Here is a 26,520-nt window from a genome sequence, read left to right on the forward strand (position 1 = left end):
GCGTTCGCGTCTGCGCTCTGTGCTCGGCTGTACGGCGTGCTGCCGCGGCTCCACTCGCCTCGTCCGCACCGGATCTCGCAATCTCGTTCGGTGAACTCGGGTGTCTTGCGGCCTCAGCCATCACAACCGGCACAGGAGCCATCTACCGCCCGATACCGGCACAGACACCCGAATGAGTGAATCGCACAACGGCTCACCAGAACAAGATCAAACCACGCTGGGCAGTGTGCAGATCATGTGCACGGTCCCGGACATCCCGACGATTGCATCGTTTCATGGCCATGTCAAACGATTCCGAAGGGTCGGCACCTCGAAGTCGTGGTCAGTTAACCTTCCGTTCACCATGGATGCTTACGGTCGCCACGACGACAACGCCTAAGACGATTGTTTGGGTATGGAACACATCACGTTCCTGGTGGCCGTCGTGATCATCACGGCTCTCGCCTTCGACTTCACCAACGGCTTTCACGACACGGCCAACGCCATGGCGACCTCCATCGCCACCGGCGCGCTCCGCCCCAAGGTGGCCGTGGCCATCTCCGCCGTACTCAATCTGGCGGGCGCCTTCCTCTCGGTCGAGGTCGCCAAGACGATCTCCGGCGGCATCATCGACGAGAGCGCCGGCGTCCACCCCGAGATCATCTTCGCGGCGCTGGCAGGCGCGATCCTCTGGAACCTGCTGACCTGGCTGCTGGGCCTGCCCTCCAGCTCGTCGCACGCCCTCTACGGCGGTCTGATCGGCGCCACCCTGGTCGGCGTCGGGGTGCACGGGGTGCACTTCGACACCGTCGTCACCAAGATCCTGATCCCGGCGCTGGCCTCGCCCGTCGTGGCGGGTCTCGCCTCCTGGGGCGCCACCCGGCTCGCCTACCGGATCACCCGCGGCGGCAGTGCCGCGACCACCGGGCGCGGCTTCCGGATGGGCCAGGTCGCCTCCTCCTCGCTGGTCTCGCTGGCGCACGGCACCAACGACGCGCAGAAGACCATGGGTGTCATCACCCTCACCCTGATCTCCGCCGGAGCCCTCGGCGCGGGTGCCAACCCGCCGCTGTGGGTGGTGCTCAGCGCGGGCAGCGCGATCGCCCTCGGCACCTGGATGGGCGGCTGGCGGATCATCCGCACCATGGGCAAGGGCCTCACCGACATCGAGCCCCGCCAGGGCTTCTCCTCGGAGACCGCCGCCACCGCGGTGATCCTGGCCTCCTCGCACATGGGCTTCGGCCTCTCCACCACCCATGTCTGCACCGGCGGTGTGCTCGGTGCGGGCCTCGGAGCCCCCGAGGCCCGGGTGCGGTGGAGCGTCGCCCGCCGCATGGCCTACGCCTGGCTGATGACCCTCCCCGCCGCTGCCGCGGTCTCCGGGGGCGCCGCCTGGATCGCCGGCCGCGGCGACGCCGGGGTCGTCGTGGTGGGTGTGCTGCTGATCGCCGGCGCCACCGCGGCCCGGGTGATCTCCCGCCGCCGCCCGGTGCACTCGGGCAATGTGGTCACGGACGGCGAGCCCGCACCGCTGCCCACGCCCGCCACCCCGCTGGCCCCGACCGGCATCGCCGCCTGACCCGCCGGGTCGCAGGAAAGGAACCCGCATGCAGATCAAGTGGGGTGCGCTCGCCGGCACGGCAGGCGTCAGCTTCGGTATCACGGTGGCGATCGTCACGGTCTTCGCCCTGGGCACCCTCGCCCTCTCCCGCCGCGAGGCCGCCCGTGAGGCGGCGGTCGCCGAGGGCGGCAGCGGCGGCGGCTCGGTGGCGCTGGGCACGGCCGCCGTCTGCTTCGCCGCCTGTGCGGCGGCCGTCGGCTACGGGTTGTATCTGATCGCCGTCCGCTGAGCCGGACGCGACCGACGTACGACTGACGCGGGGCGGGCTTCGGCCCGCCCCGCGTCAGTTCTTTCCGGAGGCTCGCGTCTGCTGCTCCCGAGGAGCCCGTGGCAGCGGTTTCCGAGAAGCCCGCGGCACCCGTGCTCGACGAGCTCGCGGCACCCGTGCTCGACAAGCTCGCGTCAGCTGTGCTCGATGAGCCCGCGTCAGCTGTTCTCGATAAGGCCGTTGAAGCGGTGCAGCAGACGGGCGAAGACGGCCACGTCATCGGGCTCCCAGGTGCCCAGCATGCTGCGGAAGCTGCCCATCCGGGCGTCGCGGGCGCGACTGTAGCGGCGGTCGCCCTCCTCGGTCAGCGAGACCAGTGAGACCCTGCCGTCCAGCGGATCGGACTCCCGGCGCACCAGGCCGAGCACCTCAAGCGCCTTGATCTGGCGGCTCACCGTGGCCTTGCCCACCCCGAAGTGGACCCCGATGTCGGTGAGGCGCACCTTGCCGGAGTCCTCGATGTAAGCGAGCAGCGGATAGGCGCTGCCCTCCAGTTCCGGGTGGACCTCCCGGGCCATGTCGGTCGCACGGGCCCTGGCGCGACGGAAGAGCAGCGCCAACTCCCGTTCCACCGAGCCGAAGGCGTCCTCAGCCACCCGGTCGCCCACGTTCACGCCGCCGTCCTCCGGTCGTCTCTACGGCCGATGCCTGCCCAAGTATCCACTGCCAGGACAGCGGCCCTGCGCGGCCCTCACTGCACGGCGACCCGCCCCGGGTCCTCCACGATGGCCCGTACGACTCCGGCGGCGGCGCCCAGCAGCGGTCCGCGGCGGCCCAGCGAGGAGACCGCGAGCCAGTCGTCGGACCACGGCCGCACCGTGACCCGGGCCGACAGTTCGCGCCGCATCCCGGGCACCAGCCAGTCACCCAGCTCGGCGTAGCCGCCGCCGAGTATCACCGCGGCGGGGTCGATCAGGTTGACCGCTCCGGCGACCGCCGTGCCCAGTGCGGTGCCCGCCCGGTCCAGCGCTGCCAGTACGGCGGGGTCACCGGCGGCCGCGCGCTCGGCGAGCAGGGTGACCCAGTCGCGGCCCGTGCCGTGGGTGCCCGCCGCCGCCAGTACCGCCCGCTCCCCCGCGTACTGCTCCAGGCAGCCGCGTGAGCCGCAGGCGCACGCCGGACCGCTGGGTTCCACCGGGACGTGGCCCAGCTCACCCGCGAATCCGCGGGCACCGCGGAAGAGCCGCCCGGCGACGATCAGCGCGGCACCGATACCGGCCTCCGCCGAGATGTGAACAAAGTCACCGGTGCCGGCGTGCTCGCCCAGCCAGAGCTCGGCGAGGCCGCCGAGGTTGGCCTCGTTGTCGACCTCTGCGGGAAGCCCCGCGAGGTCCGGGAGCCCTGCGCGGCGCAGCTCCGAGCGGAGCATCGCTATCACCGGCACCTCGGACCAGCCGAGGTTGGCAGCCCGGATGACCAGGCCGTGCTCCGCGCCGACCAGGCCGGGGACGGCGATCCCCAGCCCGGCCGGGCGCAGTTGCGGTCCTGCCTCGGCGGTGACCCGGCCGAGCAGCGCCGCCAGATCGGCGAGCACCTCGGAGGCGGGCCGGCCGCGGTTGTCCGCGGCGATCCGCTGCCAGGCCCGGGGCTCACCGGCGAGGTCCACGACACAGGCGGCCAGGTGCTCCACGCCGATCTCCGCGCCGAGCCCGGCGGGACCCTCGGGGTTGAGGGTGAGCGCATTGCCCGGGCGTCCGACCCGGCCGCTGGGGGCCGGGCCCAGCTCGGCGAGCAGTCCGCCGCCGATCAGCTCCTCGACCAGGGAGGAGACCGCGGCGCGGGTGAGCCCGCTGGCCGCGGCGACCTCCGCGCGGGAGAGCGGCGCCCGGGCGGCGACCTCCTGCAGCACAAGAGCCAGGTTCTGCCGCCGCATGGTCTGCTGCGAGGCCGGGGCGGGCCGGTTGCGGGTCCCGCCGTTCGCGGTCGGCTGACGCACGTTCTGCTTCACCTTCTCCTGTCGGATCAGCGGGTCGGAGCCTCGAACAGCCGCCCGGCCCTGTGCAGCGTATCGGCGATGCGGGCCAGCGCTTCCTCGTCCCTGGGCAGCGGGTCCAGCAGCGGTCCGTCGGCGGTGCCCCAGCGGCGGGCCACCTCGGCGGGCTGCTCTCCGGTGACCAGTCCGGCGGCCTGGGCCGCGGCGCCCAGGGCGACCAGCTCGGCCGCGCGGGGCAGCTGGACGGCGCGGCCGGAGAGCCGGCGCACGGTGTTCTGCCAGGCGGCGCCGCGGGCGCCGCCGCCGATCAGCAGGATCGGCGCGTCGGTGGAGGTCTCGCCGCCGTGCCGCAGTACGTCGTCCAGGGCGGTGAGCAGGGCGTGGGCGGCGCCGTCGTAGGCGGCCTGGAGCAGCTGTCCGGCCGTGGTGTCGTGCCGCAGGCCGTGGAAGAGGCCGGAGGAGTAGGGCAGGTCGGGGGTGCGCTCGCCGTCCAGGAAGGGCAGCACCACGGCGGTGCCGCCGGGCTCCACGTCGGCGCGGTCCCGGCCGAGCAGGGCGGCGATCCGGTCGACGGCGAGGGTGCAGTTGAGCGTGCAGGCCAGCGGCAGCCAGCCGCCGGAGGCGTCGGCGAAGCCGGCCACGGTACCGCTCTCGTCCGCGGGGCGGCCGCGGGTGACGGCGTAGACGGTGCCCGAGGTGCCCAGCGAGACGGCGGGCAGGCCCGGGGTGAGGCCCAGACCCAGGGCCGCGGCCATGTTGTCGCCGGTGCCGGCGGCGACCGGGATGCCGGCGGGCAGCGGGGATCCGGAGCGTACGGTGCCGGCGGCGCGGCCCGGCTCGATCACCTCGGGGAGGCGGCCCTCGTCCAGGCCCACCAGGTCGAGGATCTCCTTGTCGTAGCCGTTCTCGCCCCACCAGCCGGTACCGGAGGCGTCGCCGCGGTCGGTGGTGCCGGCGCCGGTGAGGCGGCCGGTGAGGTAGTCGTGCGGCAGCCGCACGGCGGCGGTGCGCTCGGCGGCCTCGGGGGCGTTCTCCCGCAGCCAGGCCCACTTGGCGACGGTGAAGGCGGCGGTGGGGACCGAGCCGGTGCGGCGGGCCCACTCCGCGCGGCCGAGCCGCTCGGTGAGGGCGGCGGCCTGGGGGGCGGAGCGGGTGTCGTTCCAGAGCATCGCCGGGTGGACCGGCCTGCCGTCCGCGTCCAGGGCCACCAGCCCGTGCTGCTGTCCACCGACGGAGACCGCGAGCGCCCGGTCGGCGTGGCCGGTAGCGGCCACCGCCTCGCTGAACGCCTGCCACCACTGCTCGGGGTCGCTCTCCCGGGCGCCGCCGGTGCCGGTGACCGTGTGAGCTGCACGACCTTCGGCCAGCACCTCGCCGCTGTCGATGTCGACGGCCACGGCCTTGGTGGACTGGGTGGAGCTGTCGACCCCGATGACGACCCGCTGACTTGCGTTCATGCCCGCTCCTTCTGCGGCTTTTGCACCCTGGGACTTCCGTATGGCGCCTCCGCATACTAATTTGTTTTCTGGCCTGACGAATAGAGGAGCCGCAACATGAGCATCACCCCGACCCCCGCAGACAAGTTCACCTTCGGCCTCTGGACGGTCGGCTGGCAGGGCCGCGACCCGTTCGGCGACGCCACCCGCCCGGCACTGGACCCGGTGGAGTCCGTGACCCGCCTCGCGGAGCTCGGCGCCTACGGCATCACCTTCCACGACGACGACCTGATCCCGTTCGGCTCCTCGGACGCCGAGCGCGAGGCCATCATCAAGCGCTTCCGCCAGGCGCTGGACACCGCGGGTCTCAAGGTGCCCATGGCCACCACCAACCTCTTCACCCACCCGGTGTTCAAGGACGGCGGCTTCACCTCCAACGACCGCGACATCCGCCGCTACGCGCTGCGCAAGGTCATCCGCAACATCGACCTGGCCGTCGAGCTCGGCGCCACCACCTATGTCGCCTGGGGCGGCCGCGAGGGTGCCGAGTCCGGTGCCGCCAAGGACGTCCGGGTGGCGCTCGACCGCCTCAAGGAGGCCTTCGACCTGCTCGGCGACTACGTCGTCTCCCAGGGCTACGACCTGCGCTTCGCCATCGAGCCCAAGCCCAACGAGCCCCGCGGCGACATCCTCCTCCCGACGGTGGGCCACGCCCTGGCGTTCATCAACGAGCTGGAGCACGCCGACCGCGTGGGCCTCAACCCCGAGGTCGGCCACGAGCAGATGGCCGGGCTGAACTTCCCGCACGGCATCGCCCAGGCGCTGTGGCACGGCAAGCTGTTCCACATCGACCTCAACGGCCAGTCCGGCATCAATACGACCAGGACCTCCGCTTCGGCGCCGGCGACCTGCGCCAGGCCTTCTGGCTGGTGGACCTGCTGGAGTCGTCGGACTACCAGGGCCCGCGCCACTTCGACTTCAAGCCCCCGCGCACCGAGGACTTCGACGGTGTCTGGGCGTCGGCCGCCGGCTGCATGCGCAACTACCTGATCCTCAAGGAGCGCGCGCTCGCCTTCCGCGCCGACCCGGCCGTGCAGGAGGCGCTGCGCGCCGCCCGCCTGGACGAGCTGGCGCAGCCCACCCTGAACAAGGGCGAGACCGCCGCCGACCTGCTGGCCGACCGCTCCGCGTTCGAGGACTTCGACGTGGACGCGGCCGCCGCCCGCGGCATGGCCTTCGAGCAGCTGGACCAGCTCGCGATGGACCACCTGCTCGGCGTGCGCTGACGGACCCGTCCGGGGGCGGCCCGCGGCGGCCGGCCGCCCCCGGACGGCTCATCACCGGCATGAAGACCACCTCTGCCGGTGACGCTCACCTGCATGAACGACCCCTCTCTGGACGCGCGCACGGCCGCCCGCCTGGTCCCGCTCTGGCTGGCCGAGGCCGCCGAGAACGACCCGGACGCCGCCGAGGCGTCCCGGCGTGCCTGGGAGGACGGCGGCCGGGTGCTGCCCGACGCCGCACAGCAACTCGCCGACTGGACCACCGCCCGGGTCACCGACACCGGGTTCAACGAGGACGAGGGACCGGTGCGTCCCGGTCCCCGGATCACCGTCGCCGACAAGGAGGCGGTGCACCGCTGGCTGCGCACCCAGGGGCACCGCGTCTGAGCTGCGCCCGGGGCGGTCCCGCGCCCGGTGCGCTCTTGCCCGTCCCCTGCCTCGGGCGCACCCTTGGGACTCGGGGGAGGAAGACCCGACCCACCCGAGGAAGTGGACGCCATGCGCCACGAATGGGACGTCCGGCTGTTCTTCGACGAGGACGGCAGGAACACCGAGTGCGAAGCCCGGCTCGTGGGGGTCAGGGCCCCCGGAGTGGCCGCCCGAGGCGCCTCCACCTGCAGTGACAGCGACCATCCCGAACCGCGGATCGGCGAGGAGCTGGCCGCGGCGCGGGCCCTGAACTCGCTGGCCCGCAAGATGCTGGCCCAGGCCTCCGGGGACATCGAGGACGAGGTGCGCCACCCCGTCCATCTGCTGCGCTGAGCCACCTCCCCCGCCCCCGCCCCCCGCCCCCGCCCCCGAGGACGACGGCCGTCCGCGGTCGCGGGGAGGCCCGCCCGCGCAGACGGGCCGGACCGGTGAGAGAACGGTCACATCGGTCGGCGTGCCCGGCAGCCGATTCTCAGTGCTTGGCCGCGTGGTGGGCCGCGGCGTCCCGGACAAGGCCGGCGGCCTTGGCGCGGATGATCGGCAGCACGGCGTAGAGGGAGTCACCGGGGCACTCGGTGTAGACGGCGTCGCGGTGCCCCGAGATCACATTGAGCACGACCTTGGTGCCCTTGCGGTACCGGGTGGCGCTGTCCTGGGAGACCATGACGGCGTGGCCCGTCGGCGAGACCCCGGCCAGGGAGAGCTTCCAGGCGGCCAGCCGGGCGATGGCGTCGATCATCGGCTTGGGCACCGTGTTGCCCGCCCGGAAGTCCCCGATGGCGGCGATGCCCATGGAGCCGATGTTGAACCCCATGGTGTGGCCGCCGACCACCGGCCGGTCGACGCCTCCGGCGCGGCCCTCGTAGATGGTGCCGCAGCGGTCGACCAGGAAGTTGTAGCCGATGTCGTCCCAGGCCAGCTCGGTGACGTGGTACTGGTACATGGCCCGGATCATCTCCGGCACCTCGGAGCAGGAGTAGCCGTTGGGGTTGTCGGTGTGGTGGATGAAGATCATCCGTACCCCGGGCGCGTAGATCGGCGCCTTGTGCCGCAGCGACTCGTCCGCCTTCCAGCCCGCCCGGCCGACCATGGCGGGCCGCGGGACCGTGTAGCGGACCGGGGACGCGGGCCTGGCCGCAGAGTCGTGCAGCAGCAGCCAGTGCGGCGGGCCGCCGGGCACGGCGGGCTGCTCCGCGGGACCGCCCGGGTCCACCAGGGCGAGGCGCAGCCCGGTGGGCAGGATGCCGCCGCTGGGCGGGCCCACCACGACCTGCACCCCGTTGGAGGGGCCGACCCACAGGGGGCTGGTGTAGCCGCGGGCCTGCTCCTTGTCCGCGGAGGGGCCGGGTTGCTCGCGGTCCTCGGCGCGGAGTGTCTGCCAGGCGCTCCAGCGGCCGTCGGTCCGGTCGCGGGTGCGGATCCGGACGGTGGCGTTCAGCGGGTTCCGGGCGTCGTCCCAGACCACGCCGAGCATGGAGAAGGGCCGGGTGGTGTGCGCCGGGACGGCCCGCGGGGCGGTGGTTCCCGCAGGTGTCCTGGTGACGAGCGGCAGGGTGTAGGAGGAGGCGGGCCGGGGTGCCCCGGGTGCTTCCTTCCTCGCGGCGGCACCGGAGCGGACCGGTACGGCCGGTGGCGCGGCACACGCCGCCAGGGCGACCAGGCCGAGGACCGCGGCACCGGCCGCTGCGGAGGGAGCCGACCGAAGAACGCGCATACGCCGGATCCTATGGCCTGATTCGTCGGATTTGCCCGACAAGTGGGCCGAGCGGGTCACCCGATTGCCGAGCCTTTGCCGTACGCCTCAGAACCGGGGCGCGCGCCGCTCCAGAAAGGCCGCCAGCCCCTCCCTCACATCGGGCGCATGCCGCGACCTGCGCTCCCAGGGCTCCACCGCCGCCTGCGGATCCCCGCCCTCGGTGGCCGCGGCGACCACGGCCTTGATCGCGCCCAGCGTCTGCGGCGAGCGCGATGCCACCGTACGGGCGAACTCCAGCGCCCTCGCCTCCAGCGCGTCCCCGGTCACGGCCTCCTCCACCAGCCCCAGCTGCCGCGCCCGGACCGCGTCGACCAGCTCCGCCGAGTAGAGCAGGTACTTGGCGCGGGCCGGGCCGACCAGCCGGGCCAGCCTGGCGGTGGGGACCGCGGGATAGACCACTCCCAGCCTGGCCGGGGTGATCCCCAGCCGGGCGTCGGCCGCAGCGAAGCGCAGGTCGCAGGCGACCGCCAGCTGGCAGCCACCGCCCACCGCGGCCCCCCGCACCACCGCCACCGTGGGGTGCGGAAAGCCCGCCAGCGCCTCTTCGGCCGCCACATTGTCCCGGTGGTACTCGTCGGCCAGCTCCGGGTCCGCGTACACCTCCAGCAGCTCGGCGATGTCGGCCCCGGCCGAGAAGGTGCCGCCCGCCCCGGCCAGCAGCAGCACCCGCACCCCGGGGTCCTCCGCCAGCCGTCCGAGCAGACCGGGCAGCCCGCGCCACATGGCGAGGGTGAGGGCGTTGTGCTTGGCCGGGCGGTCGATCAGCAGCACCGCCACCCCGTCCGCCCCGGTGTACGCCCGCAGCCCCGGCACCCCGGTCGGCCACTCCGCCCGCCCCGCCAGCAGCACCTGCTCCACCCTGCTCCTCCGTCCACTCGGCTCCGGGCCCAGACAACCGACCCGTACCACCGGTGCGCCACCCCCGCCCGCGGTGATCCCCGGCACACCGCGGGGCGCCGCCGGGGGTGCACGGCGAGGGCGCACCGCCGGGGGCGGCCTCAACCGCGAGCGGGCCCCTCCCGGGGACGGGGAGGGGCCCCGCAGACCTGCGGGCGGTCAGGCCGCCGCGGGCACGGCCGCCGCGGCCGGCTCCAGGGCCAGCGCCAGGACGTCGCGGACGTCGGAGACCGGGTGGACGGTGAGCCTGGCCAGCACCTCCGCGGGGACGTCGTCCAGGTCGGGCTCATTGCGCTGCGGGATGAGCACGGTGGTGATGCCCGCCCGGTCCGCCGCCAGCAGCTTCTGCTTGACGCCGCCGATCGGCAGCACCCGCCCGGTCAGCGACACCTCACCGGTCATCGCCACATCGGTCCGCACCCGGCGGCCGGAGAGCAGCGAGGCCAGCGCCGTGGTCATGGTGACCCCGGCACTCGGGCCGTCCTTGGGAACGGCTCCCGCCGGTACGTGCAGATGGACGCCGCGGTCCTTGAAGTCGGTGACCGGCAGCTCCAGCTCCGCTCCGTGGGAGCGCAGGAAGGAGAGCGCGATGTGCGCGGACTCCTTCATCACCTCGCCCAGCTGGCCGGTGAGGCTGAGCCCGGTGGAGCCGGTCTCCGGGTCGGCCAGCGACGCCTCGACATAGAGCACGTCGCCGCCCGCGCCGGTGACGGCCAACCCGGTGGCGACCCCGGGGACGGCGGTGCGCCGCCCGGCGGGTTCGGTGGCCGACTCCGGGGTGTGGTGGGGGCGTCCGATCAGGGCGCGCAGACCGTCCGCGGTCACCTCGGCGGGCAGGGCGCGCTCGCCCAGTTCGTGCTGGGCCGCGACCTTGCGCAGAATGCGGGCGATGGACCGCTCCAGGTTCCGCACGCCCGCCTCCCGGGTGTACTCCCCGGCCAGCCTGCGCAGCGCGGAGTCGTCGACCCGGACCTCGTCGGCGGCCAGCCCGGCCCGCTCCAGCTGCCGGGGCAGCAGGTGGTCCCGGGCGATGACGACCTTCTCGTCCTCGGTGTAGCCGTCGAGCCGCACCAGCTCCATCCGGTCCAGCAGCGGCTCGGGGATCGCCTCCAGCACATTGGCGGTGGCGAGGAAGACCACGTCGGAGAGGTCGAGCTCGACCTCCAGGTAGTGGTCGCGGAAGGTGTGGTTCTGCGCGGGGTCCAGCACCTCCAGCAGGGCGGCGGCGGGGTCGCCGCGGTAGTCGGAGCCGACCTTGTCGATCTCGTCGAGCAGGACGACGGGGTTCATCGACCCGGCCTCCTTGATCGCCCGGACGATCCGGCCGGGCAGTGCGCCGACATAGGTGCGGCGGTGGCCGCGGATCTCCGCCTCGTCGCGGACGCCGCCGAGCGCCACCCGGACGAAGGTCCGCCCCATGGCGCGGGCCACCGACTCCCCCAGGGAGGTCTTACCGACCCCGGGAGGCCCGACCAGGGCCAGCACCGCGCCGCCGCGGCGGCCGCCGACCAGGCCGAGGCCGCGGCCTGCGCGGCGCTTGCGCACCGCCAGGTACTCCACGATGCGGTCCTTGACGTCGGCGAGGCCGGCGTGGTCGGCGTCCAGCACCGCACGGGCGCCGGCGATGTCGTAGGCGTCCTCGCTGCGCTCGTTCCACGGCAGCTCCAGGACGGTGTCCAGCCAGGTGCGGATCCAGCCGGCCTCGGGCGAGGCGCCCTCGGCTGACCGCTCCAGCTTGTCGACCTCCTTCAGCGCCGCGTCGCGCACCTTCTCCGGCAGGTCGGCGGCCTCCACCCGGGCGCGGTAGTCCTCCTCCTCGGAGGCGGCGTCGCCGCCCAGCTCGGCCAGCTCCTTGCGGACGGCCTCCAGCTGGCGGCGGAGCAAGAACTCCTTCTGCTGCTTCTCCACCCCCTCCTGGACGTCCTTGCGGATGGTGTCGTTGACCTCCTCCTCGGCGAGGTGGTCCTTCAGCAGCTGGAGGGCGTACGCCAGGCGCTCCGCGGGGTCGGCGGTCTCCAGCACCCGGAGCTTCTGCTCCGCGGTGAGGAAGGGGGCGTAGCCGATGTTGTCGGCCAGCTCGGAGACGTCCTCGAGCTGGGCGACCCGGTCGACCACCTGCCATGCGCCGCGCTTGCGCAGCCAGCGGGTGGCGACGGACTTGTACTCGTGCACCAGCTCGGCGACCCGGGGCGGGAGCGGTCCCTCCTTGCCGACGGCAGGCTCGTGGAAGTCCGCGGTCTCCACCCACAGGGCGGCGCCGGGGCCGGTGGTCCCGGCGCCGATCCGCACCCGGCGGACGCCGCGCACCAGTGCCGCGGGGTCGCCGTCGGCCAGCCGGCCGACCTGCTCCACGGTTGCGAGGGTGCCGACGGCCGCATAGACGCCGTCGATCCGGGGGACCAGCAGCAGCTGCGGCTTGCGGGCCTTCACCGAGCGGATGCCGGGGGCGCGGGCGCCGTCCTCCACTCCGCGGTCGGCCGCCTGGGCGGCGTCGACGGCGGCACGCACCTCGGTGTCGGACAGATCCAGCGGCACCATCATGCCGGGCAGCACGACCTCGTCGTCGAGGGGCAGCACAGGAAGGGTGAGCGGCGCGGGCGACAAAGCCATGATCTCTCCCCAGTCAGTCAAGTTGAGTTGCTCTGACTGAAGTCTTGGGGCGACCACGGTGTTCCATTGTTCGCTTCAGGCGAACAGGGCCTTGCCCACCGCCGCACCAGACGCCAGTGGAGCAGGCCGACGAGCAGGGCCACGGGGTGTCCGATCGCGGTCACCGGATCCCTGCCGGTGAGGGCCTGCTCCAGCACCGCGGCCGCAATGACCGCCGGCACGGCGAACCGCAGCCACCCGGGCAGCAGCCCGGTGAACGCCCCCAGGCAGGTCAGCACTCCGTAACTGACCCCGATGTCCACCCGGTGCAGCGCACTGGGGGCCAGCGGGCCGTAGAGCACCCGCAGCGCCAGCGGCAGCTCGGAGGCGAGGGTCGCCAGCACATGCCCGGTGGCGAAGACCTGGAGGGTGCGCAGCCAGCCGGTCCTGCGCTCCAGCGGCGCCAGGGCCACCGCGAAGGCCAGCAGATAGGGCGACCACAGCGGCCCGGCCGTCCAGAACGCGCTGAACAGCAGCACCCGCAGCGGGACGTGCAGCAGATGCCAGCCGTCGGTACTGGAGGCGACGACGGCGGCCCGCACCGAGACCGGGTCCGCACAGCGGGCGTAGAGCGTGGTGCCGAGCAGCAGCACCAGGTACCAGAAGGTGAAGGGGGTCCGGCCGGGCGCCGGGAGCAGCCGGCCGATGCGGCGGAGCAGACCGGCGCCGCCGAGCGGGCGGAGCGTGCGCTGCCCGGTGTCCGCCATGGCGCCTCCACGGGTGGGACGGGTGCTCGGCCTGGGCGGGGGCGCCCGGCACGGTTCCGTGCTTCAGCTTCCACCGTAGGGCGGCCGAATGAGCTGCGAACAGGTGGACCGGCGCCGCCGCGACCCCCCAGGATGGGCGTGTCGCGACCGACCAGTGCGTTCACGGAGGGTTTCACCTGTGAGTTCCGCCACCCCGCCGACCCCCGCAACCGCCCTCACCCGGATGGCCGAGCCAACCGCCCGGGTGCTGGACCGGCGCGACGGCCCCTACGGGGAGGTGGTGCTGCGCCGGCGGGGCGAGGGCGAGGCCGCGGTCTTCGAGATCATCGCCAACGGGTGCTTTCTGATGGACACCTCCGACGGCCGCTCCGAGCGGCTGCTGGTGCGCGCAGCGCTGGACGCGACGCCGGTACCGCGCCCGTCGCTGCTGGTGGGCGGCCTCGGCGCGGGCTTCTCGCTGGCCGAGGCCGCGGCGGATCCGGCGCTGAGCCGGATCACCGTGCTGGAGCGGGAGCAGGCCGTGGTGGAGTGGCACTCCGGTCCCTTGGGGCGCTTTTCCGCAGGCTCGCTGAAGGATCCGCGAACAGAGGTGGTCATCGCGGATCTGCTGGACCATCTCCGCGGAACCAGGGACCGCTGGGATGTCGTCTGCCTGGACATCGACAACGGGCCCGACTGGACGGTCACCGACGCCAACGGCGGCCTCTACGGATTCGCCGGACTCACCGTCCTGCAAAGGGTGTTGACGCCCTCCGGGGTGCTCGCCGTGTGGAGCGCCGCACCGGCGCCGGACTTCGAGGAGCGGCTCCGGGCGCGCTTCGCCCGGGTGCGCCGGATGGACGTCCTGGTGGATAGGGGCGCCCCCGATGTCGTGTACCTGGCATCACAAGTGGAATGATCGCTGGGTAAGGTGTCGGGCTGTGCCGTCCCGATGAGGCCTGTGGTGCGGTTGTGCCCGGGCCTCTCCCGGGAGACACGACCTGTGCATACGCTGCGCACGGTGGCCCTCGATCCACTCGTCGGCCACCCGCGGGACCGGAGCCCCACACTCCGGGCCTCGTGGGCCGCGTGCGGCGGACAGGCACGGCACCGTGGCTTGGAGCTGACGGAACGAGACGAGAGCAGGACCGGCCCTCCCCCCAGGGAGCGCCGGGACCTGCAGGCCCTGGGGGCGGTGGCGTGACCGTGACAGAGATGCAGCAGGAGAACGGCAACCCGAGTGCACAGCGTCGGGTGCTGGTGGTCGAGGACGAGCCCACGATCGCCGAGTCCATCGCGGCCCGGCTGGGCGCGGAGGGCTTCAAGGTCGCCGTGGCACACGACGGCCCCAACGCCGTCGACTGCTTCCAGACCTGGCAGCCGGATCTGGTGGTCCTCGATGTGATGCTGCCCGGATTCGACGGGCTGGAGGTGTGCCGCCGCATCCAGGCGCAGCGCCCCGTCCCGGTACTGATGCTGACCGCCCGCGACGACGAGACCGACATGCTGGTCGGCCTCGGCGTGGGCGCCGACGACTACATGACCAAGCCGTTCTCCATGCGGGAGCTCGCGGCCCGGGTGAATGTGCTGCTGCGCCGTGTGGAGCGGGCGCAGCTGGCCGCCCGTACGCCGGCGACCGGCTCCATCCGCCTCGGCGAGCTGGAGATCGACCATGTGCAGCGCCGGGTCCGGGTCGCCGGATCCGACGTCCACCTCACCCCCACCGAGTTCGACCTGCTGGCCTGCCTGGCCCAGCAGCCGCGCGCGGTGCTCACCCGGGAGCAGCTGCTGGCCGAGGTGTGGGACTGGACAGACGCCTCCGGTACCCGCACCGTGGACAGCCATGTGAAGGCGCTGCGCCGGAAGATCGGCGCCAACTGGATCCGCACCGTGCACGGCGTGGGCTATGCCCTGGAGGCCCCCACCCCCTGACCGGGGGCGCGGGGCGGTGACCGGAGTGACATGGGGGCCGCGATGACGTACACCGACCAGCTGGAGCAAGGCGGCCGTCGGCCGGGCCCGTTCGGCCGGGCCGCACGGCGGCTCTGGAGCGACATCCGGCCGCTGGACCCGATGCGCTCGGTCAAGGCCAAGCTGGCGGTGCTGGTGATGGTGTCGGTGGTGGTCGCCAGCGGCATGGTGGTGATCGCCGTGCAGTCGGACACCCGGATCCGGGTCATCATGATCTTCTCGATGATCGCCTCGCTGCTCTTCATGCAGATGATCGCCAACGGCATGACCTCCCCGCTGCGCGACATGACGGCGGCCGCCAAGGCGATGGCGGCCGGGGACTACAGCCGGCGGGTCGAGGCCACCTCCCGCGACGAGGTGGGCGAGCTGGCCGCCACCTTCAACCGGATGGCCGCCGACCTGGAGGCCGCCGACCGCCACCGCCGCGAGCTGGTGGCCAATGTCTCGCACGAGCTGCGCACCCCGATCGCGGCACTGCGCGCGGTGCTGGAGAACGTGGTGGACGGCGTGGTGCGACCGGATCCGGCCACCATGTCGGCGGCGCTGGAGCAGACCGAGCGGCTGGGACGGCTGGTCGCCCATCTCCTGGACCTGTCGAAGATCTCCGACGGAGTGGTCCCCCTGGACGCCCGCGAGTTCGCCGTACGGCCGTTTCTGGCCGGGGTTCTGCGAGGGGTCACGGTGGACGGCTCCACCTCCGGCGGGGCCACCAAGCGGCGCGCCGACGTCACCCTGGACCTCGAGGTGGCGCCGGCCGAGCTGACCGCCGTCGCGGACGCCGAGCGGCTCCACCAGGTGGTCGCCAACCTGGTCGACAACGCCTGCAAGCACAGCCCGCCGAACGGCACCGTGACGGTGCTGGCCCGCGGCGGGCAGCAGCCCGGCGAGCTGGTCCTGGAGGTGCTGGACGAGGGCCCCGGCATCCCCGAGGCGGACCGCGCCCGGGTCTTCGAGCGGTTCGGCCGGGGTACCGCCTCCACCGCCTCGGGGCCGGGCAGCGACGGCGGCACCGGTCTGGGGCTGGCCATCGCCCGCTGGGCGGTCGATCTGCACGGCGGGGAGATCAGGGTGGCGGAGGCCGAGCGGGGTTGCCGGATCCTGGTCACCCTTCCGGGTGGCACCCCTGTGCACGTTTGACGCAGAACCGGGACATTCGGACGCCGAGGCGTCCGACGCCACCCGAAGCGGCCGGCCAATCGAGGAATATGTCCGGTTTGTCAGTGGTTGACGAGCAAAGCGGAACCTCGCCCTTCCCATGCTTCGAGCGGTTCAACCACATGTTTCACGCCAAACTGACCTCGACGGCTGTGATCTGGGCGACGACGGGCCCCCGGGAACTGCGCGATCACATGTCAGGGGCGTAGCCTTGTTCTCCGCTGTCCACCATCCCAAAAGGAAGCGGAAGAGGGCGGTTAGCGCCGTGTCGCCACAGTCCCCGAATACCTCCAACAGCTCGACCAGCTCTGCGGGCTTCGGCCCCAACGAATGGCTTGTCGACGAGATCTACCAGCAGTACCTCCAGGACCCGAACTCTGTCGACCGCGCCTGGTGGGACTTCTTCGCCGACTACAAGCCCGGTACCGAGGTGACTTCAGTGACCCCCCAGGCCGCGTCCCCGGCCCCTGCCCCCGCGCAGGCCCCTGTCGCAGCCCCTGCTCCCGCGCCCGCCGCCGCACAGCCGGTTCCGGCCGCCGCCGCGCCCGCCGCCCCCGCCGCGCAGGCGGCCCCCGCGAAGCCGGCCGCTGCGAAGCCGGCCGCCGCCCCCGCGGCGCAGGCCGACGGCCCCGAGCTGGTCCCGCTGCGTGGCCCCGCGAAGGCCGTGGCGACCAACATGGACGCCTCGCTGGAGCTCCCCACCGCGACCTCGGTGCGCGCCGTCCCGGCCAAGCTGCTGATCGACAACCGCATCGTCATCAACAACCACCTCAAGCGCGCCCGCGGCGGCAAGGTCTCCTTCACCCACATCATCGGCTACGCCATGGTGCAGGCGCTGAAGGCCATGCCCGGCATGAACCACAGCTACACCGTCAAGGACGGCAAGTCCTTCCTGGTCAAGCCCGAGCACGTGAACCTGGGCCTGGCCATCGACCTGGTGAAGCCCAGCGGTGAGCGGCAGCTCGTGGTGGCGGCCATCAAGAAGGCCGAGACCCTCGACTTCTTCGGCTTCTGGCAGGCCTACGAGGACATCGTCCGCCGGGCCCGCGCCAACAAGCTGACCATGGACGACTTCACCGGGGTCACCGTCTCGCTGACCAACCCCGGCGGCATCGGCACCGTGCACTCCGTGCCGCGCCTGATGCCCGGACAGGGCACCATCCTGGGCGTCGGCGCCATGGAGTACCCGGCCGAGTTCCAGGGCTCCGCCCCGGACACCCTCTCCCGGCTCGGCGTCTCCAAGGTGATGACGCTGACCTCGACCTACGACCACCGGGTGATCCAGGGCGCCGCCTCCGGCGAGTTCCTGCGCCAGATCCACCAGCTGCTGCTGGGCGGCAGCGAGTTCTACGACGAGATCTTCGAGTCGCTGCGGATCCCCTACGAGCCGGTGCGCTGGGCCACCGACGTGGCCGCCACCCACGACGACGAGGTCAACAAGACCGCCCGCGTCATGGAGCTCATCCACTCCTACCGGGTCCGCGGCCACCTGATGGCCGACACCGACCCGCTGGAGTACAAGCAGCGCAAGCACCCCGACCTGGACGTCGTGGAGCACGGCCTCACCCTGTGGGACCTGGAGCGCGAGTTCGCGGTCGGCGGCTTCGCCGGCAAGCGGATGATGAAGCTGCGCGACATCCTGGGCGTGCTGCGCGACTCGTACTGCCGCACCGTCGGCATCGAGTACATGCACATCCAGGACCCCAAGCAGCGCCGCTGGATCCAGGAGCGGGTGGAGAACCACTACGCCAAGCCGGAGCGCGAGGAGCAGCTGCGCATCCTGCGCCGGCTGAACTCGGCCGAGGCGTTCGAGACCTTCCTGCAGACCAAGTACGTCGGCCAGAAGCGGTTCTCGCTGGAGGGCGGCGAGTCGCTGATCCCTCTGCTGGACGCGGTGCTGGACGCCGCCGCCGAGCACCGGCTGGACGAGGCCGTCATCGGCATGGCCCACCGCGGCCGCCTCAATGTGCTGACCAACATCGTCGGCAAGCCGTACGGCAAGGTGTTCGCCGAGTTCGAGGGCAACCTCGACCCCAAGTCGATGCACGGCTCCGGCGACGTCAAGTACCACCTGGGCGCCGCCGGCACCTTCACCGGTCTGGACGGGGAGACCATCAAGGTCTCGCTGGCCGCCAACCCCTCCCACCTGGAGGCCGTGGACCCGGTGGTGGAGGGCATCGCCCGCGCCAAGCAGGACATCCTGGACAAGGCCGGCACCGCCTTCGACGTGCTGCCGATCCAGATCCACGGTGACGCGGCCTTCGCCGGCCAGGGCGTCGTCGCGGAGACCCTCAACATGTCGCAGCTGCGCGGCTACCGCACCGGCGGCACCGTGCACGTGGTGGTCAACAACCAGGTCGGCTTCACCGCCGCCCCGGCCGCCTCCCGCTCGTCGATGTACTCCACCGACGTGGCCCGCATGATCGAGGCGCCGATCTTCCACGTCAACGGCGACGACCCGGAGGCCGTGGTCCGGGTGGCCCGGCTGGCCTTCGAGTTCCGCCAGGCGTTCAACAAGGACGTCGTGATCGACCTCATCTGCTACCGCCGCCGCGGTCACAACGAGGCCGACAACCCGTCCTTCACCCAGCCGCTGATGTACGACCTGATCGACAAGAAGCGCTCGGTGCGCAAGCTCTACACCGAGGGCCTGATCGGTCGCGGCGACATCACGCTGGAGGAGGCGGAGCAGGCGCTCCAGGACTTCCAGGGCCAGCTGGAGAAGGTCTTCGCCGAGGTCCGCGACGCGGTGCCGCAGGCGGCCCCGGCCACCTCCCCGCTGCCGGACTTCCCGGTCGCCGTCTCCACCGGCATCTCCGAGGAGACCGTCAAGCGGATCGCCTCCTCGCAGGTCAACCTGCCGGACTGGCTGACCGTCCACCCGCGTCTGCTGCCGCAGCTCCAGCGCCGCGCCGCCATGGTCGAGGACAACACCATCGACTGGGCCATGGGCGAGACCCTGGCCATCGGCTCGCTGCTGATGGAGGGCCGCCCGGTCCGCCTCGCCGGCCAGGACAGCCGCCGCGGCACCTTCGGCCAGCGCCACGCGGTGCTGGTGGACCGCCACACCGGCGAGGACTACACCCCGCTGCTCTACCTCACCGAGGACCAGGCCCGCTACACCGTCTACGACTCGCTGCTCAGCGAGTACGCGGCGATGGGCTTCGAGTACGGCTACTCGCTGGCCCGGCCGAACGCGCTGGTGATGTGGGAGGCCCAGTTCGGCGACTTCGTCAACGGCGCCGCCACCGTGGTGGACGAGTTCATCTCCTCCGCCGAGCAGAAGTGGGGCCAGACCTCCGGCGTCACCCTGCTGCTGCCGCACGGCTACGAGGGCCAGGGACCGGACCACTCCTCGGCCCGCCCCGAGCGCTTCCTCCAGCTCTGCGCGCAGAACAACATGACGGTCGCCATGCCGACGCTGCCGTCGAACTACTTCCACCTGCTGCGCTGGCAGGTCCACAACCCGCACCACAAGCCGCTGGTCGTCTTCACCCCGAAGTCGATGCTCCGGCTGAAGGCCGCGGCCTCCGCCACCCAGGAGTTCCTCGGCGGCGGCTTCCGCCCGGTGATCGCCGACGACAGCGTGGACCCGGCCAACGTCCGCAAGGTCGTCATCACCGCGGGCAAGGTCTACTACGACCTGGCCGCGGCCCGCGCCGAGCGGGGGATCACCGACACCGCCCTGGTCCGTATCGAGCGGCTCTACCCGCTGCCGATCGCGGAGCTCCAGGAGGCCCTGGCGCCCTACGGCGACAACGTCCAGTACGTCTGGGCCCAGGAGGAGCCGGCCAACCAGGGCGCCTGGCCGTTCATCGCGCTCAACCTGATCGACCACCTCGACGTGGTCATCGGCAAGAACGCCGGCGGCGGCCGACTGCGCCGGGTGGCCCGCCCGGCCTCCTCCGCCCCGGCGGTGGGCTCGGCCAAGCGCCACCAGCAGGAGCAGCAGCAGCTGATGGAGGAAGTCTTCTCGCTCTGACGGGCACCGCGCCCGTCCGCACGGACAGCAACCCGGGCCCGGCCACCGCAGCAGTGCGGTGGCCGGGCCCGGCTGCGTCCTCTCCCGGTCTATCCTGACCTGGAGTTACGGCATCGACGTCAGTGCGGAGCAGATCGTGTACTTCACCGACCGCGGGATCGAGGAGCTGGAGAGCCGGCGCGGCGACGAGGAGGTCACCTTCGAGTGGCTCTCCGAGCGGCTGCGCGAGTTCGTCGACCTCAATCCCGAGTTCGAGATCCCCGTGGAGCGGCTGGCCACCTGGCTGGCACGGCTCGACGACGAGGACGAGGAGTGACGAAGGCCCGTGGACCGGGGCGATCCGGTCCACGGGCCTCTCCGTAGTGCTGACCGGCCCTCAGCGGTGCCGGTGGCGGCTCAGCCTCCGACGGCTCTGCAGCCCGTCGCCGCCCGGGGCACCGGCCGGCTGCGCGGCCGCCGTCGCGGACGGCGCCGTCCCGGCCGGTGCGCCCTGACCGGCTCCCGCCGCCGGGATCTGCACCCCCAGCGCCTGGAGCGCGGTGGTCACCGGCTGGAAGAAGGTCGTCCCGCCGACCGTGCAGTCGCCGTCACCGCCGGAGGTCAGCCCGATCGCGGCGTCCTGGTCGAACAGCGGGCCTCCGCTGTCCCCGGGCTCGGCGCAGACATCGGTCTGGATCAGGCCGGTCACCGTGCCCTCCGGGTAGTTGACGGTGGCGTCCAGGGCCGTCACCCGGCCGCTGTGCACCCCGCTGGTGGAGCCGCTGCGGGTGACCGGCTCACCGACCACCGCGTCGGCGGCATGGGTGATCTGCTGCAAGGAGCCGTTGCCCAGGTCCACCGCACTGGGCTGGTCCACCCCCGCGCTGTCGATCCTGATCAGCGAGAAGTCCCCACTGCCGGGAAAGGTGTCGCTGACGGTGCTGCCCAGCGGCTGGGCGTCCGCGGCATCGGCGGCCCATGGGCTGCCCACCGGACCGCAGTGCCCGGCGGTGAGGATGAAACTCTGCTGCCCGTCGGTGACATTGAAGCCGGCCGAGCAGCGGGCATTGCTGGTGAAGATCGCGTCCCCGCCGGCGATCCGGGGGGTGAAGGTGCTCTCGGTGCGTTCCATCCGCACCCCGCCGCCGAGCTGCGCCGCAGTGGCCGAGAGCCGCTGCCAGTCGGCGGAGGAGACGGTGCGGTCGGCCTGCAGCACCACCTGGTTGGTGGCCGGGTCCACGGACCAGGCGGTACCGGGGACCCGCGGCGCCGAGCGCAGCGCCGCGGTGACCGCGGCCAGCTGGTCGCTGCTGCGGCCCACCAGCTTCGCGGTCGCCCCTGCGGCGCGTACGGCGGCGGCCGCGGTGCCGTCGGTGACCGCGACGACCGGGCTGCCGTCGGCGGCGATCCAGCCGCCGGCGGTGCTGGCGCTGCCGAGCCTGGCCACCAGGGTGCGGGCCAGCGTGGCGGCGGAGGGACCCGGCAGGCGCGCGGCGGTGGCTGCCGGCCCGGTGCCGCTCGGGGTGCCGCCCGACTGGGCGGCGAATGCACCGGAGACCGCGACCCCGGCGGCCACCAGGCCGCCGACCGCTGCCAGCGCGCCGATGCGCCGCTTGTTTCGCTGCCTTGCGTGACTCAACGGATACCTCCAGCGTGACCGTGCGTACACGCTCCCGGCGGGGCACCCTGCGGAGCGTTCCATCGCGGGGGGGTACGCCGGCCGGTGGGGCGCGGGTTCAGTCGCGGGCGCCGTACGTGCTTGACTTCCACGGGACGCGATATATCGTGTTCATCAGAGCGACGCGATATGTCGCACGCCCAACGGGAGGGACAGCCATGCCGCAGTGGACCGTCGACGGACCCGAGAAGATCATCTTCGACCAACCGGTGAGCGCCCTCCAGGTGCGCACCGTCGCCGGCGCCGTCCATGTGGTCGCCACCGACGGACCGGCGCGGCTGGAGGTCAGCGAACTCGACGGCCCGCCGCTGGAGGTGAGCCTCGACGGCAGCACCCTCACCGTCGGCTACAGCGACCTCGCCTGGCGCGACTTCTCCTGGAAGACGATCGCCTCCTACATCGACTCCTGGCGCCGCAAACGCCATGCGGTGGTCTCCCTCGCGGTGCCGGCCCAGGCCCGGGTGGAGCTGGGCACGGTCAGCAGCGACTCGGTGGTCTCCGGGATCTCCGGCCGGGTCACCGTCCGCGGCGCCAGCGGCGACACCACCCTGGTCCGGGTCTCCGGCCGGGTCGAGGCCAGCTCGGTCTCCGGCGACATCGACGCCCAGGCGGTCTCCGGCGAGCTGCGGATGCAGACCGTCTCCGGGGGGCTCACCGTGGTCGAGGGCACCGCCGACCGGCTGCACGCCAACTCGGTGAGCGGCTCCATCACCGTCGACCTGGACTGCCACGGCCCCGCGGACGTCCACCTCAACACCGTCTCCGGCGAGGTTGCCGTACGGGTGCCGCACCCGGCCGACACCCGGGTGGAGGCCGGCACCAGCAGTGGCCAGGTCTCCAGCGCCTTCGACGAGCTGCGGATCGACGGCTCCTGGGGAGCCCGGCGGCTCTCCGGCCGCCTGGGGGCCGGCACCGGCAAGCTCCAGGTGACCACCGTCTCCGGCTCGGTCGCCCTGCTGCGCCGGCCGGCCGAGGCGGACGGCGACGCGGGCCCCGAGGACGGCACCGACGGCCCGCGCCTCGATCTCACCAAGAAGGACGGCGACGCATGAGCCCGGTCTTTGCCCACGGTCGGCTGCGGCTCTATCTGCTGCGGCTGCTGGACGAGGCGCCCCGGCACGGCTACGAGGTGATCCGCCTGCTGGAGGAGCGCTTCCACGGTCTGTACGCGCCCTCCGCCGGCACGGTCTACCCCCGGCTGGCCAAGCTGGAGAAGGAGGGCCTGGTCACCCACAGCACCGAGGGCGGCCGCAAGGTCTACCGGATCACCGAGGCGGGCCGGGCAGAACTGACCTCACGCCAGGGAGAGCTGGCGGAGCTGGAGATGGAGATCCGGGACTCGGTCTCCCAGCTGGCCGAGGCCATCCGGGAGGACGTCCGGGACTCCGCCAAGGACCTCCGCGAGGAGATGCCGCGCCGCCCAGGAGTCCCAGCGGGGCCCCGCCTCAGGCCGCGGGGCGGAGTCCTTCGGGGACAAGGAGGGCTGGCGGCACGCCAAGGAGGAGTACGTCCGCCACCGCACCCAGGCCAAGGAGCAGACGCGGCAGGCCAAGGAGCAGATCAAGCAGGCCAAGGAGCAGCTGAAGCAGGCCCATGAGGAGGCCCGCCGGGTCCGGGAGAGCGCGCATGCCGCCGGGGCGGCCGCACAGGCGGAGGCCCGTCGGCTGCAGCACCGGGTGGAGCAGCAGGTGCGCGAGCACGCGGCGCGCGGCGACTGGCCGACCGGGCTCAGTGAAGGCCTGGCGGAGCTCACCAGGGGCCTGGCCGGGCTGGCCGATCCGGGCAGGTGGGGCGCCCCGACGGCGCGTACGGAGCGGGTCGACCCGGACAAGGTCGACCCGGACAAGGTCGAACCGGACAAGGTCGACCCGGACAGGATCCACCTGGACAAGGGCGAAGCGGCGGACCGGGCGCCGCTGCCCGACTGGGCCCGTACCGACCCGGCGGGCGACCCGGTGCGGGAGCTGGAGCGGCTGCTGGACCGCTTCCGGGACCGGATCCGGGACGGCGCCCGCGACCACGGGGTCTCCCCCGCCCAGCTGGCCCGCTCCGGCGCGATCCTGGCCGAGGCGGCGGAGCGGCTGCTGCGCGGCTAGGACCGGCCCGACGACACCCGCCCGGCCCAGGGCCGGCCCGGGTGCCGGACCGGTGCACACGGCCGGCTGTGCGGCTCCCTGCGCCCTCACAGGGCGCGGAGCCGCACAGCCGGCCGTCCTGGCAGGGGCACTGCTGCGCGCGTCCCCGCCGTTGCCGTCAGGGGGCGAGCACGATCTTGCCGAAGACATCGCCCTCGGCCATCCTGGCGAAGCCGTCCCTCGCCTCCGCCAGCGGCAGCACGGTGTCGATCACCGGCCGGACGCCGGAGTTGGCGCAGAGCGCCAGCAGCCCCGCGAGCTCCTCCTTGGAGCCCATGGTGGAACCGACCACCTTCAGCTCCAGGAAAAAGATCCGGGTGAGCTCGGCGCTCGGCGGGTTCGGCCCTGAGGTGGCACCCGAGATCACGACGGTGCCGCCGGGCCGCAGCGACTTCACCGAGTGCGCCCAGGTCGCGGCGCCCACGGTCTCCATCACCGCGTCGACCCGCTCGGGCAGCCTCGCCCCGCTGGGGAAGGCCGCGTCGGCGCCCAGCTCCAGCGCCCTGGCCTGCTTGGCCTCGTCCCTGCTGGTGGCCCACATCCGCAGTCCGGCCGCCTTGCCCAGCACGATCAGCGCGGTCGCCACCCCGCCGCCGGCGCCCTGCACCAGCACCGTGTCACCGGGCTTGACTCCCGCGTTGGTGAAGAGCATCCGATAGGCCGTCAGCCAGGAGGTGGGCAGGCAGGCCGCCTCCTCGAAGGAGAGCTCGGCGGGCTTGGGCAGCAGGTTCCAGGTGGGTACCGAGACCTGCTGCGCAAAGGTGCCCTGGTAGCGCTCGGTGAGGATGGACCGCGGCTCGCCGGGCCCCACTCCGTGCCCGGACTGGCCGATCACCGAGTGGACCACCACCTCGTTGCCCTGCTCGTCGATCCCCGCCGCATCGCAGCCGAGGATCATCGGCAGCCGCTCCTCGGGCAGTCCGACGCCACGAAGTGACCACAGGTCATGGTGGTTGAGGGAGGCGGCCTTCACGGTCACCGTGGACCAGCCCGGCCGTACCTCCGGCTCCGGTCGCTCCCCCAGTTCGAGACCACTCAGCGGGTCGTCGCGGTCGATACGTGCGGCATAGGCAGCGAACATGATCCGGACCCTAGCCGCGACGGCCGGGGCGTGGAACCGCGCCACGGTGTGACATCCACCGCGCGGTCCACACCCCGGCCGTCCGGGCACCCACCGGCCTACCGCCGGGCTACCGCCGGGCGACACCCTCACGCCGCGCGGCCTCCGCGACGGCCCGGGTGACCGCGGGGGCCACCCGCTCGTCGAAGGGGCTGGGGATGACCCGGTCGGCGGACAGTTCGTCCGCCACCACGGCGGCCAGCGCCTCGGCTGCGGCCAGCTTCATCCCCTCGGTGATCCGGGACGCCCGGACCTGGAGGGCACCGGCGAAGATGCCGGGGAAGGCCAGCACATTGTTGATCTGGTTGGGGAAGTCGGAGCGGCCTGTGGCCACCACCGCGGCGTACCGGGCCGCGACATCGGGGTGGATCTCCGGCGTGGGGTTGGCCATGGCGAAGATCAGGCAGTCCTTGGCCATCCGGGCCACCGCCTCCTCGGGGACGGTTCCCCCGGAGACCCCGACGAAGACGTCGGCGCCCTTGAGGGCGTCCGCCAGCGAGCCGGTGAGCCCCGCCTTGTTGGTGAGCTCGGCGACCATCCGCTTCACGGGGGTGAGGTCGTCACGGCCCTCGTGGACGACGCCCTTGCGGTCGCAGAGCGCGACATCGCCGATGCCGGCCTCCAGCAGGATCTTGGCGATGGCGATGCCCGCCGCGCCGGCGCCGCTGATCACGGTGCGCAGCTCGCCGATCTCCCGCCCGGTGACCCGGGCGGCGTTCCACAGCGCGGCGAGGGTGACGATGGCGGTGCCGTGCTGGTCGTCGTGGAAGACCGGGATGTCCAGCCGGTCCTGCAGCCGCCGCTCGACCTCGAAGCAGCGGGGGGCGGAGATGTCCTCCAGGTTGATGCCCCCGAAGGAGGGCGCGAGCCTGGCGACGGTCTCCACCAGCTCGTCCACATCGGTGCAGTCCAGCGCCAGCGGGACGGCGTCCACACCGCCGAACTGCTTGAAGAGGATCGCCTTGCCCTCCATCACGGGCAGTGACGCCTCCGGGCCGATGTCGCCCAGGCCCAGCACGGCGGTCCCATCGGTGACCACGGCCACCGTGGAGGACTTCCAGGTGTAGTCGTGCACCAGCTCCGGCTGCTCGGCGATGGCGGTGCAGACCCGGGCGACACCCGGGGTGTACGCGAGGGACAGGTCGTCCGCGTCGCGCACGGGCACGGTGGCGCGGACCTCCATCTTGCCGCCGCGGTGGAGTGCGAAGGCCGGGTCGATGGGGTCGCCGGTGTCCGCCGTGTGGGGATGGATGATCTCCGCTGCCACGATGACCTCTTCGTCTTCGTCGTCGGGGGCGCGGTCGGGCGGCGGGTACGTCTCGTCCGCCGGCGTCCGCGAGGACGCCGGTGGGACGGGCGCGACTGCCGGGCGGCGCGCCCTCAGGGTGAGGGTGTCAGATGTGATGCTGGACGCTTCCGATCGGTACCGGCTTGAGCCTAGGCGGGACAAAGGCCGCACATCCAAGCCTTCTCCCCCTCGTCACGTGCCCGTCACCCTTGCGGCGGCGGAACCGGGCCTGAGGAAGCGGAGCACTGCCACGGCGGTCGGAACGTGCACGCCGA

At 72.8% G+C, this 26,520-nt stretch carries 20 protein-coding genes and 2 pseudogenes; 12 read left to right on the top strand and 10 right to left on the bottom strand.

Annotated elements, in window-relative coordinates; translation table 11 throughout:
• The first annotated feature begins 394 nt into the window (after positions 1 to 394).
• Positions 395 to 1,558: an anion permease gene (locus tag AB0761_RS14505; RefSeq protein ID WP_377269411.1), complete on the top strand. Its 1,164-nt coding sequence runs from the start codon at positions 395 to 397 to the stop codon at positions 1,556 to 1,558.
• A 28-nt stretch (positions 1,559 to 1,586) separates the two neighbouring features.
• Positions 1,587 to 1,829 (top strand): hypothetical protein, encoded by a 243-nt coding sequence (locus tag AB0761_RS14510; RefSeq protein WP_377269412.1) that lies wholly within the window; start codon positions 1,587 to 1,589, stop codon positions 1,827 to 1,829.
• Between the two features lie 197 nt (positions 1,830 to 2,026).
• Here the strand turns inward: AB0761_RS14510 and AB0761_RS14515 are convergent, their stop codons facing one another.
• From AB0761_RS14515 to xylB, 3 genes are all read right to left on the bottom strand, one after another.
• Positions 2,027 to 2,482 (bottom strand): MarR family winged helix-turn-helix transcriptional regulator, encoded by a 456-nt coding sequence (locus AB0761_RS14515; protein WP_377269413.1) that lies wholly within the window; start codon positions 2,480 to 2,482, stop codon positions 2,027 to 2,029.
• 77 nt (positions 2,483 to 2,559) lie between these two features.
• Positions 2,560 to 3,741: an ROK family protein gene (locus AB0761_RS14520; protein WP_377274092.1), complete on the bottom strand. Its 1,182-nt coding sequence runs from the start codon at positions 3,739 to 3,741 to the stop codon at positions 2,560 to 2,562.
• An 89-nt stretch (positions 3,742 to 3,830) separates the two neighbouring features.
• Positions 3,831 to 5,258 (bottom strand): xylulokinase, encoded by a 1,428-nt coding sequence (xylB, locus tag AB0761_RS14525; protein WP_377269414.1) that lies wholly within the window; start codon positions 5,256 to 5,258, stop codon positions 3,831 to 3,833.
• A gap of 96 nt (positions 5,259 to 5,354) precedes the next feature.
• On the opposite strand from xylB, the pseudogene xylA reads away from it, so the two are divergent.
• The 3 genes and pseudogenes from xylA (at position 5,355) to AB0761_RS14540 (ending at position 7,282) form a co-directional block, all read left to right on the top strand.
• A pseudogene (xylA, locus tag AB0761_RS14530) lies at positions 5,355 to 6,523 on the top strand (xylose isomerase).
• A gap of 93 nt (positions 6,524 to 6,616) precedes the next feature.
• On the top strand, positions 6,617 to 6,907 hold the full coding sequence (locus AB0761_RS14535; protein ID WP_377269415.1) for a hypothetical protein: 291 nt from the start codon (positions 6,617 to 6,619) through the stop codon (positions 6,905 to 6,907).
• 111 nt (positions 6,908 to 7,018) lie between these two features.
• Positions 7,019 to 7,282 carry a dsRBD fold-containing protein gene (locus AB0761_RS14540; RefSeq protein WP_377269416.1) on the top strand — a complete coding sequence of 88 codons (264 nt, stop codon included), beginning with the start codon at positions 7,019 to 7,021 and terminating at the stop codon, positions 7,280 to 7,282.
• 139 nt (positions 7,283 to 7,421) lie between these two features.
• Here AB0761_RS14540 and AB0761_RS14545 read toward each other — a convergent pair whose 3' ends face one another.
• The 4 genes from AB0761_RS14545 to AB0761_RS14560 form a co-directional block, all read right to left on the bottom strand.
• The gene (locus AB0761_RS14545; RefSeq protein ID WP_377269417.1) at positions 7,422 to 8,663 is read right to left on the bottom strand and encodes a peptidoglycan recognition protein; all 1,242 of its coding nucleotides are present in this window, start codon (positions 8,661 to 8,663) and stop codon (positions 7,422 to 7,424) included.
• An 87-nt stretch (positions 8,664 to 8,750) separates the two neighbouring features.
• Positions 8,751 to 9,554 carry an enoyl-CoA hydratase/isomerase family protein gene (locus AB0761_RS14550; RefSeq protein WP_377274094.1) on the bottom strand — a complete coding sequence of 268 codons (804 nt, stop codon included), beginning with the start codon at positions 9,552 to 9,554 and terminating at the stop codon, positions 8,751 to 8,753.
• Between the two features lie 207 nt (positions 9,555 to 9,761).
• Positions 9,762 to 12,212, bottom strand: a complete 2,451-nt coding sequence (gene lon, locus AB0761_RS14555; protein ID WP_377269418.1) for an endopeptidase La — start codon at positions 12,210 to 12,212, stop codon at positions 9,762 to 9,764.
• 17 nt (positions 12,213 to 12,229) lie between these two features.
• The gene (locus AB0761_RS14560) at positions 12,230 to 12,958 is read right to left on the bottom strand and encodes a rhomboid-like protein (protein WP_377269419.1); all 729 of its coding nucleotides are present in this window, start codon (positions 12,956 to 12,958) and stop codon (positions 12,230 to 12,232) included.
• Between the two features lie 223 nt (positions 12,959 to 13,181).
• On the opposite strand from AB0761_RS14560, the gene AB0761_RS14565 reads away from it, so the two are divergent.
• The 5 genes from AB0761_RS14565 (at position 13,182) to AB0761_RS14585 (ending at position 20,361) form a co-directional block, all read left to right on the top strand.
• A complete protein-coding gene (locus tag AB0761_RS14565; protein WP_377274096.1) occupies positions 13,182 to 13,856 on the top strand; it encodes a spermidine synthase in 675 nt (224 codons plus the stop codon).
• A gap of 296 nt (positions 13,857 to 14,152) precedes the next feature.
• Positions 14,153 to 14,869, top strand: coding sequence for a response regulator transcription factor (locus tag AB0761_RS14570; RefSeq protein ID WP_377269420.1), 717 nt, complete (start codon positions 14,153 to 14,155; stop codon positions 14,867 to 14,869).
• 42 nt (positions 14,870 to 14,911) lie between these two features.
• A complete protein-coding gene (locus AB0761_RS14575) occupies positions 14,912 to 16,045 on the top strand; it encodes an ATP-binding protein (protein ID WP_377269421.1) in 1,134 nt (377 codons plus the stop codon).
• 283 nt (positions 16,046 to 16,328) lie between these two features.
• On the top strand, positions 16,329 to 20,045 hold the full coding sequence (locus AB0761_RS14580; protein ID WP_377269423.1) for a multifunctional oxoglutarate decarboxylase/oxoglutarate dehydrogenase thiamine pyrophosphate-binding subunit/dihydrolipoyllysine-residue succinyltransferase subunit: 3,717 nt from the start codon (positions 16,329 to 16,331) through the stop codon (positions 20,043 to 20,045).
• A gap of 136 nt (positions 20,046 to 20,181) precedes the next feature.
• Complete coding sequence (locus tag AB0761_RS14585; protein WP_055590939.1) at positions 20,182 to 20,361, top strand: DUF6104 family protein; 180 nt, start codon at positions 20,182 to 20,184, stop codon at positions 20,359 to 20,361.
• 60 nt (positions 20,362 to 20,421) lie between these two features.
• Here the strand turns inward: AB0761_RS14585 and AB0761_RS14590 are convergent, their stop codons facing one another.
• Positions 20,422 to 21,663 carry a S1 family peptidase gene (locus AB0761_RS14590; RefSeq protein WP_377269424.1) on the bottom strand — a complete coding sequence of 414 codons (1,242 nt, stop codon included), beginning with the start codon at positions 21,661 to 21,663 and terminating at the stop codon, positions 20,422 to 20,424.
• Positions 21,664 to 21,860: 197 nt separating this feature from the next.
• Between AB0761_RS14590 and AB0761_RS14595 the strand changes: the two genes are divergently transcribed.
• Both AB0761_RS14595 and AB0761_RS14600 read left to right on the top strand, forming a co-directional pair.
• Positions 21,861 to 22,754, top strand: a complete 894-nt coding sequence (locus AB0761_RS14595; RefSeq protein WP_377269425.1) for a DUF4097 domain-containing protein — start codon at positions 21,861 to 21,863, stop codon at positions 22,752 to 22,754.
• A pseudogene (locus AB0761_RS14600) lies at positions 22,751 to 23,798 on the top strand (helix-turn-helix transcriptional regulator). The gene AB0761_RS14595 and the pseudogene AB0761_RS14600 overlap by 4 nt, the downstream one beginning before the upstream one ends.
• A 157-nt stretch (positions 23,799 to 23,955) precedes the next feature.
• On the opposite strand, the gene AB0761_RS14605 reads toward AB0761_RS14600, so the two are convergent.
• Together AB0761_RS14605 and AB0761_RS14610 are read right to left on the bottom strand one after the other, a co-directional pair.
• The gene (locus AB0761_RS14605) at positions 23,956 to 24,918 is read right to left on the bottom strand and encodes a zinc-binding dehydrogenase (RefSeq protein WP_377269427.1); all 963 of its coding nucleotides are present in this window, start codon (positions 24,916 to 24,918) and stop codon (positions 23,956 to 23,958) included.
• A 109-nt stretch (positions 24,919 to 25,027) separates the two neighbouring features.
• Positions 25,028 to 26,224 (bottom strand): NADP-dependent malic enzyme, encoded by a 1,197-nt coding sequence (locus AB0761_RS14610; protein ID WP_377269428.1) that lies wholly within the window; start codon positions 26,222 to 26,224, stop codon positions 25,028 to 25,030.
• Between the last annotated feature and the right edge of the window lie 296 nt (positions 26,225 to 26,520).

This window comes from Peterkaempfera podocarpi, from assembly GCF_042466665.1.
GTDB classification, from domain to species: Bacteria; Actinomycetota; Actinomycetes; order Streptomycetales; family Streptomycetaceae; genus Peterkaempfera; species Peterkaempfera podocarpi.

Excerpts from the sequence above, each read along its gene's own strand:
- AB0761_RS14505 (WP_377269411.1), top strand. The coding sequence starts at position 395 with ATGGAACACATCACGTTCCTGGTGGCCGTCGTGATCATCACGGCTCTC.
- AB0761_RS14510 (WP_377269412.1), top strand. The coding sequence starts at position 1,587 with ATGCAGATCAAGTGGGGTGCGCTCGCCGGCACGGCAGGCGTCAGCTTC.
- AB0761_RS14520 (WP_377274092.1), bottom strand. The coding sequence starts at position 3,741 with ATGCGGCGGCAGAACCTGGCTCTTGTGCTGCAGGAGGTCGCCGCCCGG.
- xylB (WP_377269414.1), bottom strand. The coding sequence starts at position 5,258 with ATGAACGCAAGTCAGCGGGTCGTCATCGGGGTCGACAGCTCCACCCAG.
- AB0761_RS14535 (WP_377269415.1), top strand. The coding sequence starts at position 6,617 with ATGAACGACCCCTCTCTGGACGCGCGCACGGCCGCCCGCCTGGTCCCG.
- AB0761_RS14540 (WP_377269416.1), top strand. The coding sequence starts at position 7,019 with ATGCGCCACGAATGGGACGTCCGGCTGTTCTTCGACGAGGACGGCAGG.
- AB0761_RS14545 (WP_377269417.1), bottom strand. The coding sequence starts at position 8,663 with ATGCGCGTTCTTCGGTCGGCTCCCTCCGCAGCGGCCGGTGCCGCGGTC.
- lon (WP_377269418.1), bottom strand. The coding sequence starts at position 12,212 with ATGGCTTTGTCGCCCGCGCCGCTCACCCTTCCTGTGCTGCCCCTCGAC.
- AB0761_RS14560 (WP_377269419.1), bottom strand. The coding sequence starts at position 12,958 with ATGGCGGACACCGGGCAGCGCACGCTCCGCCCGCTCGGCGGCGCCGGT.
- AB0761_RS14565 (WP_377274096.1), top strand. The coding sequence starts at position 13,182 with ATGGCCGAGCCAACCGCCCGGGTGCTGGACCGGCGCGACGGCCCCTAC.
- AB0761_RS14570 (WP_377269420.1), top strand. The coding sequence starts at position 14,153 with ATGCAGCAGGAGAACGGCAACCCGAGTGCACAGCGTCGGGTGCTGGTG.
- AB0761_RS14575 (WP_377269421.1), top strand. The coding sequence starts at position 14,912 with ATGACGTACACCGACCAGCTGGAGCAAGGCGGCCGTCGGCCGGGCCCG.
- AB0761_RS14595 (WP_377269425.1), top strand. The coding sequence starts at position 21,861 with ATGCCGCAGTGGACCGTCGACGGACCCGAGAAGATCATCTTCGACCAA.
- AB0761_RS14605 (WP_377269427.1), bottom strand. The coding sequence starts at position 24,918 with ATGTTCGCTGCCTATGCCGCACGTATCGACCGCGACGACCCGCTGAGT.